13 protein-coding genes are annotated in these 9,280 nt (G+C 65.9%); 11 read left to right on the forward strand and 2 right to left on the reverse strand.

Going from position 1 to position 9,280, the window contains the following annotated elements; translation table 11 throughout:
* The first annotated feature begins 677 nt into the window (after positions 1–677).
* The gene (locus tag ACZ6YG_RS44445; RefSeq protein ID WP_466021342.1) at positions 678–1,565 is read left to right on the forward strand and encodes a DUF4747 family protein; all 888 of its coding nucleotides are present in this window, start codon (positions 678–680) and stop codon (positions 1,563–1,565) included.
* A gap of 75 nt (positions 1,566–1,640) precedes the next feature.
* Entirely contained in the window at positions 1,641–2,177 is a 537-nt protein-coding gene (locus ACZ6YG_RS44450; RefSeq protein ID WP_466021343.1) for a hypothetical protein, read from the forward strand.
* A 122-nt stretch (positions 2,178–2,299) separates the two neighbouring features.
* Here the strand turns inward: ACZ6YG_RS44450 and ACZ6YG_RS44455 are convergent, their stop codons facing one another.
* Together ACZ6YG_RS44455 and ACZ6YG_RS44460 are read right to left on the reverse strand one after the other, a co-directional pair.
* On the reverse strand, positions 2,300–2,980 hold the full coding sequence (locus tag ACZ6YG_RS44455; protein ID WP_466021344.1) for a 2'-5' RNA ligase family protein: 681 nt from the start codon (positions 2,978–2,980) through the stop codon (positions 2,300–2,302).
* Positions 2,977–4,269, reverse strand: a complete 1,293-nt coding sequence (locus ACZ6YG_RS44460; RefSeq protein WP_466021345.1) for a hypothetical protein — start codon at positions 4,267–4,269, stop codon at positions 2,977–2,979. The genes ACZ6YG_RS44455 and ACZ6YG_RS44460 overlap by 4 nt, the downstream gene beginning before the upstream one ends.
* Before the next feature lie 145 nt (positions 4,270–4,414).
* Between ACZ6YG_RS44460 and ACZ6YG_RS44465 the strand changes: the two genes are divergently transcribed.
* The 9 genes from ACZ6YG_RS44465 (at position 4,415) to ACZ6YG_RS44505 (ending at position 9,255) form a co-directional block, all read left to right on the forward strand.
* Entirely contained in the window at positions 4,415–4,618 is a 204-nt protein-coding gene (locus ACZ6YG_RS44465; RefSeq protein ID WP_466021346.1) for a hypothetical protein, read from the forward strand.
* Positions 4,615–4,923 (forward strand): hypothetical protein, encoded by a 309-nt coding sequence (locus tag ACZ6YG_RS44470; RefSeq protein ID WP_466021347.1) that lies wholly within the window; start codon positions 4,615–4,617, stop codon positions 4,921–4,923. The genes ACZ6YG_RS44465 and ACZ6YG_RS44470 overlap by 4 nt, the downstream gene beginning before the upstream one ends.
* A gap of 304 nt (positions 4,924–5,227) precedes the next feature.
* Positions 5,228–5,959 carry a GntR family transcriptional regulator gene (locus ACZ6YG_RS44475; RefSeq protein WP_466021348.1) on the forward strand — a complete coding sequence of 244 codons (732 nt, stop codon included), beginning with the start codon at positions 5,228–5,230 and terminating at the stop codon, positions 5,957–5,959.
* 113 nt (positions 5,960–6,072) lie between these two features.
* Positions 6,073–6,531, forward strand: a complete 459-nt coding sequence (locus ACZ6YG_RS44480) for a plasmid replication, integration and excision activator (RefSeq protein ID WP_466021349.1) — start codon at positions 6,073–6,075, stop codon at positions 6,529–6,531.
* Entirely contained in the window at positions 6,531–6,836 is a 306-nt protein-coding gene (locus ACZ6YG_RS44485; RefSeq protein ID WP_466021350.1) for a hypothetical protein, read from the forward strand. Before ACZ6YG_RS44480 ends, ACZ6YG_RS44485 begins: the two co-directional genes overlap by 1 nt.
* An 86-nt stretch (positions 6,837–6,922) precedes the next feature.
* A complete protein-coding gene (locus ACZ6YG_RS44490) occupies positions 6,923–8,350 on the forward strand; it encodes an FtsK/SpoIIIE domain-containing protein (RefSeq protein ID WP_466021351.1) in 1,428 nt (475 codons plus the stop codon).
* On the forward strand, positions 8,347–8,547 hold the full coding sequence (locus ACZ6YG_RS44495; RefSeq protein WP_466021352.1) for a hypothetical protein: 201 nt from the start codon (positions 8,347–8,349) through the stop codon (positions 8,545–8,547). The genes ACZ6YG_RS44490 and ACZ6YG_RS44495 overlap by 4 nt, the downstream gene beginning before the upstream one ends.
* Positions 8,540–8,698 (forward strand): hypothetical protein, encoded by a 159-nt coding sequence (locus tag ACZ6YG_RS44500; RefSeq protein WP_466021353.1) that lies wholly within the window; start codon positions 8,540–8,542, stop codon positions 8,696–8,698. The genes ACZ6YG_RS44495 and ACZ6YG_RS44500 overlap by 8 nt, the downstream gene beginning before the upstream one ends.
* Positions 8,695–9,255: a replication initiator gene (locus ACZ6YG_RS44505; protein ID WP_466021354.1), complete on the forward strand. Its 561-nt coding sequence runs from the start codon at positions 8,695–8,697 to the stop codon at positions 9,253–9,255. Before ACZ6YG_RS44500 ends, ACZ6YG_RS44505 begins: the two co-directional genes overlap by 4 nt.
* The last annotated feature ends 25 nt before the right edge of the window (positions 9,256–9,280 follow it).

Genomic DNA, 9,280 nt, shown 5'->3' on the forward strand with positions numbered 1-9,280 from the left:
GCGACGCTGGGCGGGGTGCGGGGAGCTGGATCGACCTGACATGGACTCCATCCTTTCCAACCGATGGAGTCTCCATCAATCCCGGCGCAGTTCACGACGATCACCCTCGCAGAGGTTGGCGTGGTCTGCGTGCAGCCTGTCCCCTGATCTTCCCCCGTCCTCCTTGTAGCTGCCGACCCCAGGCCGGGATCGCCGTGTCAAGGGTCAGCAAAGCTGATCGCGGAGCGACGCCGCAGGCGCCCTTGACTCGGCGCGCCCGGCCGGGACACTCGGACAGCGAGGAGGACTGACACTAGGCAAGGAAGCGGGAAAGCAGCATCGGCAGCTAGGAGGCCGGCCAGAACCGCGAGATGGTACGTCGCGAAACTGCAGCCCGCCTGATCTTTGAGTGTGTCAGCGAGCATCCTCGCCTGACCATTCCGTCTGCTGCCGACCGCCCGCAGAGAGGGCCTACCTTGGATCGGTGTCAGCGATCATGCTCGTAAGCCACCCCGGAGTCGGAGCGCATGTCTATAAGCGAACGCAGGATAGGCCGCGTCTTCTGTGCACGGAGGTGTCGCCGAGGGCTGCTTTGGTCACTGTTTCCTCTCAAACTGCAGAGATCCATGTGCATGAACAGGTTTTGGAGTCATGATTGCGTGTGATCTATCTCTTTGTGGCGCCGGGAAGGTGGGCAGATGAGGCCAAAGCAGCGCAAGGTGACATTCGCTCGCATCAATCGGAGGCATGCTAATCAAGACACCTTGGGAATGCGCTCCTTTTCCGAGGATTTGCGGCAACTGGCTTCTGGCGAGCTTCCGGACTTCGAAGAGGAAGGTGCGAGACCAAGAAAGTGGACTGCAGCAGACATCACACTGGTCGAAGATGGCACGTTCCTGACCGGGACCTTGGGGTTCGAGATCAGGGAAGAGCGTAGGACTCTTGATAAAATCGCTAGATCTTGGATCAAGGGCAAGTCGAGTGTCACGGCCAGCGCGTCTCGCGAAACTGTGGTGCCCTTTGCTATTCATGTTCATGACACTGAGAGATGGGTAGCATTTGCTACTACTGCCCGCATTCACGCGACGGGCTTCACTAAAGGGCTTGAAGGGATTCTGAACCTGGCAGCAGCACGGTCAGGGCAACTCCCGAGTGATTGGGAAGTGGATCTTGTTGTTTCGCGCTCGACCGTTGATGAGTGGCTACGGACCCATCCACGTGTTCATTTTATAGAACGAGAGATCAAGTTTACCAATCCAGGTCGAGACCTAGATCGAGACCGGGAAGAGATGAGAGCGCTAGGTGCCGGCCGCAAGACCGAGGAGTTCAAGGCGCCGCGAGGGGAAGTGCTCAACACGGATTCGCCCGCCTTCCGAGGGAAGCTGGAAGGCACCGAGACCGGGGACCTGAATCTGACGATGCTCGCCCGGCAGCGTCAGGGGGAGACCGATGCGCGGTTTGTCAGCAAGGAGTCCGCAGACTCCACGCTGGTGTCCGACTGGGAACCTCGACTTGAGGAGGGAGTAGGGGTGGTGCTAGCAGCGCTTCGAGAGTATGTTCGAGCAAAGCGAACATCGCCAGAGTAGATCACCCTTGGCTGGGTAGGTTTGAAGGTGTCCGACTGGCGTCGTGCTCGACGATGCCCGTGAAGGTGGCGGGAGATGGCAAACAAGGTCCTGAAGCACCTGTGGGGGGCGTTGAACTTTGACTTGAGCGAAGTCCTGCATGTTGACTTCGCTCTTGGCCTAGTTGGGGCAGGAGGGGCAGTTACTGTCGCCCTGCTTCAGCCGCAGAATCTCATGGCAAGTGTCCCGGTTGCTGCAGGCATGGTGGGAGTCATCATAGGCGCAGTGCTGGCTGGGGTTGCTGTTCAGACTGCCTTTATGGATCAAGCCTTCCTCCGAAAATTGCGGGCCATTCGCAGAGATCCAATCAGATACGTAGCACCCTTCATATTTACCTGCACCATCGGCATCTTCGCCATGCTGGGCATCCTTATCTTGTCGGTCCTTTCAAAGGATACGCATCCAGCGATATTGGCTACCGTTGGTGGCGTAACAGCCTTCTTTACGGTGTGGTGCGTAGTTAGCATCTTGCACTGCCTTGCTACGCTCGTACAATTCATTGGTCTAAAGATGGATGCGATCGATGTCCCCGACAACATCGATGCACCCCCACGCCATACAATTACCTATTGATTGAGATAGACCGCGTTGCGGCCCGAGCGCGGCCGTGCGCGAGAACGGCCCCCTCGGCCGCACGCGCAGCGTGCGGCCGAGGGCGGGCCGCCCTTGATCCCTATGAGAACAATTCGGCAATGTCACGTGACGGGGTATCGGGCGGCAGGGTCGGTGCCCTGGTCGGCTTCAGAGGACTCGCCGAGAAGTAGAGCCGCGCCTAGGGGCTGCCAATCCCAGAGGCGTTCCGGGCCGTGCTGGATGACCAGGCTGACGGAATCGATGGTCACTTCGCACGGGTCGAGCTGCTTGCCCAGCGTCTCAATCAAGGGTGCGGCCGGCTGGTCGGCGGTGCTGTAGGCAATCGTGAGGTGCGGCGTCCAGGTCGCAGGTCCCTCGGTGTATCCCTCGTGCCCGGTGACCTCGCGCGTGACCGCTTCGACCGCATCGCGGATGGGCTGAAGCCGTTCGCTGGGCTCCACGCCGAGCATGATCGCCTGCGGGTGGTAGAGGACCCGTCCGAGTGTCACGGTGACCGGGGGCATGTCGATCAGCAGGCGGGATGCCTCTGTGAGCATGGCCTGGGTCTGGTCGAGTGACTTGCTGTCGGCTGAGCCGACGACAAGTGCGGTCATGTGCAGCCACTTTGCCGGTGTGAAGTGCAACCCGGGGAACGGCGCAAGGCGGTTCTGTGCTTCACGAGCAAGAGCGCGGACCTGGGGATAGCGGCCGACCAGTATGTGCCAGTAGATCGTTCCTTCTCCTGGCTGCGGTTCGACCCGATTGCGCCATCGGTCGATCATCTCGACGGGCAGAGGGCTCATTCACTCTCCATGCTGGGTTCGTCCGGGAGGGCGGCGGCGTTGAACTCGTGGATCTGCTGCCTGAGCTGCGCCGTGTCGGGGCTGGCGGCGAAACGCGGCTGGGCGAGGCGGCGGGCAAGGTCGTTCAGGTAGCCGGTGACGGTGCTGACCCGTAGCTCGGGCGGAAGAGCAAGAACGGGGGTCGCCTCGTGGATGACTCCATCGAGGTCATCCTTGAGGAGATGGGCGAGGCTGATACCGATCTTGATCTGTGCCCAGTTGGCGGGCGCTGGTCGGTCACCTGTGGCTGCTGCTTGCTCAGCGTCGTCCGCGGTGCGCAAGGCGGTATCCGGATCTCCGGTGCGCACCGCTACGGAGAGGCTGAAGAGCGTCTGACGCTGGAGCGGGAAAGCCCACACGGAACGGTCGGTGACGGCAGGGGCGGACGATTGCGTGATGAGATGGGCGCGGCTGGCCGCTTCCCTAGCTCGGCTGATGTCGCCGAACAGGGCTGCGGCATTCGCCTCGTACCAGGCCAGTTGGTGCTTCATCGGCCCGGCCGGCGTGACCTCGAATCCTCGTCGTGCCAGGTCGGCGGCTTGGATGTAGCGGCCTTGCCAGCGAGCGGTCTTCGCGCGTGCATACCAGGCGAATCCCTGGTTGGAGCCGGCCTCCTGCGCCAGCAGAACGGCGACGCGCCCGTACTCCTCTGCGGCCTGATCGCGGTTGATGTCGCCCAGCAGGATCGCGGCATGGGCCAGTAAGTCAGCGTCGATCCGCAGCAGATCGCGGGCGTGGCCGAAGCGTAGGTTGCCCTGGTTCAGCAGGTCGCGAGCCTGCCGGTGGACGCGGATGACGTGATGCAGCAGAGTCTTGGGCGGGGCCTCGGCATGCGCGTTGGCCAGCGATGCGGCGGCCTGCTCGATCTCGTGCACGGCCTCGGCTCGGTAGCTGCCCCGATTCAGCCATTCCGCAAGATCGGCGATCTCATCAATCTCTGACCCGGGTTGTGTGACCAGAGCGGGGCTGGGCGAGATGACCGGGGCGCACGTCGATAGGACGCGCTTGGCGCGGCTGAAGCCGAGCGCTTCGAGCTGTTGTCCGGTGGCCTGCTGGATGGCTTCCGGGTACGGGGCACGGGGCCAGGCCACTTCGCCCTTCTCCCAGCGGCGGATGCGTTCCTCGTCGCAGGAGAGCTTGTGCGCGATGCCGGCGGGAGTCTGGTTGATCCGCTGGGCGAACTCCTGGCGCGTCAGGTTGTGCCGCTGGCGCCAGCTCTGGAGCTGCACGTTCGGGATCTTCTCAGCCATCGGAAGGAGCTTCCTCCCGGGTCGGGGGCTCAACAGGGGGGCGGAGAGGGGACTCCCCGGGGGTGCTGAAGATCTTGCTTGGCCGGTGGACTTGCCATCAACCAACACGGTACGTCAAGCGGCCTCCCGAAGCAGGGATAGCCGGATGAACGAGGAGATGGCGACGGTGATCCGGCCAGATCAGTCCAGCAAGCATCCGCAGTGCCCGGCCTGCCGGGGACGCGGGACGAAGCTGTGCACCTCGCGCCGCGTGCTGCTCGTGGGCGCAAGTGCCGACGACTACAGCACGGGAGAGCGTGAATGCCTGGACTGCCTCGGCGACGGCCTGGCCGAAGGGAGCGAGCAATGAATCCGATCATGTCGTGCACGCCCGAAGTGCTGCACCAGCGCGATGTCGCGATCAAGCTGGTGCGGCTGCGGGACCTGCTCGTAGATCTGCTGGTGCCGGCGGAGCTGCGGGACAACGACAGCGCGTTGCTGGTGCCGCGTCCGCACCCTGGCTTGCCGGTGTGGGTGACCGTCGATGCTCGGGGCGCGTTCTACATCTGGGGCGACGGTGAGCGGCATTCGACGCTGGATGCCAAGGGCGCGGCTGAGGTCCTGCGAGAGCAGGTGCGTCCGCCACGTTCGGCGATGCCGGGCGGGGGCTCCTGATAGACCGGCGCGGCGAGGTGGCGGGTCCCTCCGCAAGGCCGTGGAGGGTAGTGCGCGGACCCTGCCTCGTCGCGCCGCACCACTCCCTCGGCGGGTGAGCGACACTGCAGGATCAGGAGACGCGGGGCTTAGTTTGCTGGTAGACCCGCGTGCAGTGTTTCGTTTGCCCGCCGAGGGTTTTCTCGTTTCAGGGGGTGTTCGGGGATGTGGCGGTGTGGCTACACCAGGAGCGGTGGACACGCTGAGTGGGCGACGGCTACGCTCCGACCTAATAAGTCAACCTGTCGGGTGCAGGACGGTCGAAATGTCTCTAGAGTCGGTACCGCCGAAATACGCGCAACTCGTCCAGACGCTCCAGCGGCGGATCGAGGCGGGCCACTATGCGCCCGGCTCGCTGCTACCGAGCGAGGCGCAACTGATCCAGGAGTTCGGCGTCTCCCGCCCGACCGTGGTGGCCGCGCTGCGGATGCTGCGCGAACAGGGCTGGATCGACTCCCAGCAGGGCAAGGGCCGATTCGTGCGCGGCCGTCCCGCCATGGCCGCCGTCGACCGCATTCGACCGGGGCAGGCGTATCTGACCGCCGCCGAGACCGACACCGAGGGCGAGGTGCTGGAGGTCGGCACGCTCACCGCGCCCAACCGGGTGGCGGCGCTGCTGGAGCTGCCGGCCAAGAGCAAGGCGTTCCTGCGCCGGCGCCTGGTGACCCGCAAGGGTGAGCCGACCGAGGTGGTCTCGCTGTGGCTGCCCGCCGAGCTGTCGGCAGGTACGGACCTGACCAGCACCCAGGCGTTGCCGCAAGGGCTGCGGGCGCATCTGCAAGCCCGCAAGGGGGTGCGGTTCGATCACGTGGTGGAGCAAATCACCGCGCGCATGCCCAGCACGGGGGAGGCCAAGCAGCTCGGCATGCCCAAGGGCGTTCCGCTGATCGTGGTCTACGGCGCGGTACGCGAGGCGTCCGGGCGGGGCCTGGCGGTTGTGGAGGTGCTGTTGCCAGCGGATCGGCATGAGCTGGAGGACGCCTACCCCATCGGGTAAGCAATCTGATCCGATAACGAGCCCGCATAGGTCGTTGACTGATCTGGCGGGCTCTTCTTACGCTCGAAGAGCTTGATAGGTTAAGTGCCTTTCAAACGACAAGAGGAGTAGCTATGGCACTGCAAGGCCCCATCCCCGTCACCTTCGACATGCTCTTCCCGCACGGCTGCTACATCGTCGGCGAGGTCGAGCCGGTCAAGGACTTCGACGCCTCCACCAATGGCCGGTTCGTCCAGTCCCGCGACAAGCAGAGCGGCGCACCGGTCTGGCAGGTGGCCGTCATGGACGGCGACCCCACCCTCAAACCCGCCCAGAAGACCATCGCGGTCAAGATCCTCGCCGAGCGGCAACCGGTCCCGCCCGCCCCGATGCCGGGGCTGCCGTTCACCCCGGTCCGCTTCGACCAAATCACCGTCACCCCGTACGTCAACGCCTCCGGCCGGCTGGCCTACTCCGTCCGCGTCCGCGCCATGGAGCCCATTGCCTCCAACGGTGCGGGCAGCACGGGTGCGACCACTCTCCCGGACTACAAGGCCAAGGCCACCGTCCCGGCCGGCAAGGACGGGCTGTGATGTCGCGCCGTCGAACCCCACGCCACAGCGTGATCCGGCTGACGACCGCACAGGCGGCCCGTTCCACGGTCCACCGCTCCCCCGATCACACGCCGGTCTTGGCCGTGGACTGCGGGGCCATCACGGTCCTGCTCACCCCGGACGGGCTGGTCACCCCAGATGATCTGGCGTTCGCCCGTCAGCTCGCCCGCGAGAGCGCGCGTTACGCCCGTGCGGTCGCAACCCGGCTGCGCACCTCCGCTGCCGACGTCCCCACCGACGACACATGCCCGATCAAGGCCGTCCCCGACAGCACGGCGGCCTGACCCCGTAAGGCGGGGCCGCTGGAAGCGGCAACTTCCGGCGGCCCCTGATCTCCCACGAGCGTTCCACTTCACGAGAGGCAACCATTATGTTCCGCAGACTCCCCGGTGACGAAGCCCGCAACCTCGTCACCACCACCCCGGACACCGCCGTGGTCTTCCGCCCGGCCGTCGTCCAGACTCCCGCGATCGTCACTCTGATCATCTGGACCTGGCGGCTCCTCGCCGGCCTGGTCCGCATGACCTGGCGGCATCCGATCGCCACCCTCACCGCGATCACCCCCGCCGTGCTCACCTGGGCCTACGGCTGGCAGACGGCGCTGTTACTGCTCGCGCCGGTCCCGACCGGGCTGGCCGCCTGGGTCGTCGTCGACCGGGCCGGATTCGTGCGGCTGCTCGGCTGGCGGCTGCTGGCCTGGTGGCGCCTCGTCTGGGTCTACCGGCGGCACTGGCAACCGGTCATGATCGTGTCCGGTCTCGGGCGGCACCTCAAAGGCCGCGACTACCTGCCCCGGTTAGGCAAGGTCACCTGCACCCCGTGGGCCGACCAGGTGACCGCCCGCATGCTCGACGGCCAAGCGCTGAAGGACTGGACGGACCGCCTCGACCACCTCGCGCACGGCTTCGGCGCCCCCTCCTGCCGAGTCTCCATCGTCAAGGCGGGCCGCCTGCTGCTGACCTTCCCGCGCAGCGACCCGCTCGCCGTGCCCATGGCGGCACTGCCCCAACCGGCCACTGCGACCGTGGGACCGGTCGAGATCGGCAAGCAGGAAGACGGCCAACCCTGGCGGCTGAAGCTCCACGGCACCCACGTCCTGGTCGCGGGCGCGACCGGCGCCGGCAAGGGCTCGATCCTGTGGTCTGCGATCCGCGGGCTCCTCCCGGCCGTCCGCGCAGGGCTGGCGGAGATCTGGGCGCTCGACCCCAAGCTGATGGAGCTGTCCTACGGCCGCGCGCTGTTCGGCCACCGATACGCCGCAACACCAGAGGACTGCGCCGAACTGCTGGAGCAGGCTGTTGCGGTGATGCAGGACCGGGCGGGGCGCTTCGCCGGCCTCCAACGCAACCACACCCCCACCATCGATGACCCGTTCGTCCTGGTCGTCGTCGATGAGGTGGCGTTCCTGACCGCCTACCAGGCCGACAAAGACCTGCGGCGGCGCGTCTCCGCCGCACTCGCGACGCTCACCACCCAAGGGCGGGCGGTCGGCATCGGCGTCCTGGCCGCGCTCCAGGACCCGCGCAAAGAGGTCATGAACATCCGCAACCTGTTCCCGGATAAGATCGCCCTCCGCTTGGACGAGTCGGAACAGGTCGACATGGTGCTCGGCGACGGCGCTCGCGACCGGGGCGCGCTGGCCGATCACATCTCGCCCATCCCCGAGCTGGGCGCGGGAGTCGGTTACGTCCGGCTGGAGACCTCACCCGATCCGATCCGGGTCCGCGCCGCCTACGTCTCCGATCACGACATCCGTCTGATGGCCGCCGCCTTCACCGCTGGGGGTGAGGGGCGATGAAGGTCTGCTTCCACGGCACCGCCGAAGAGATCGAGACCGTGGCCGGCCGCTCGATCCTGCTCATGCTCACCGTCCGCGACCTTCCCCGCGTGCGGGCCTTCAAGGTCTACGCCGCGCACGTCTCCCGGCACCCCTACCGAGGCGACTACCGGCTGTGCGCCGAGCTGGCCGAAAGCGAGGTGAACGGCGATGCGTGAACTGGCTTACCTGCTGGCGGGGCTGACCTGCTCGACCTGCCTGACCGAAGACAGCCTGTGGGCTGACCCGGTGGCCGGCGTGGTCGAGTGCCGCACCTGCGGGCAAGCAGCGCTCCTGCATCCCGCCGACACGATCGGAGAGGCGCGATGAGCTACGACCGTGCCCTGCCCCGCTCGGTGCGCATGTCCATGCCGCTGGCGCGTGAGGTCGCTGAACACGTGGCCATCGAACACGGGGTGTGCATCCGGCCGGTGCCGATGAAACGCATGGACCTGGAGACCGGCCGCACCGAGATCATCGACGTGCCATGCGGGGCCACCCTGGAAGCCAAGTGCCCTCCATGCGCCAGGCGCAACCGGCAGCTTCGCATGGCCCAATGCCGCGAGGGCTGGCACCTCGACACCGAACCCACGATCACCCCCGATGAGCCGACCGACGAACAACGCTGGCTAGTCGAGTTCCGCGCCGACATGCAGGCCAAGCGCGATGCCGCTGAGCAGGCCGGCGACGACACGACCGACCTGGACGCCGTCCTGTCTGGCCTTGATGTCGAGATCAACGCCGCTGGCATGCGGGGCAGCGTCACCAAATCCGCGGTGCCCAAGCGCTCCCGCTCGACCCGGCGTCGGCAGGATGCTGAACCGCGCCGGGTTTCGTGGAGACTCGGCTACTTGGTTTCTGCCGCGGTGACTGCGGCCTGTTGGTGACGGTAGTGGATCGCTTCGTACTCTG

The sequence above is a fragment of the Nonomuraea sp. NPDC054003 genome, from assembly GCF_055585125.1.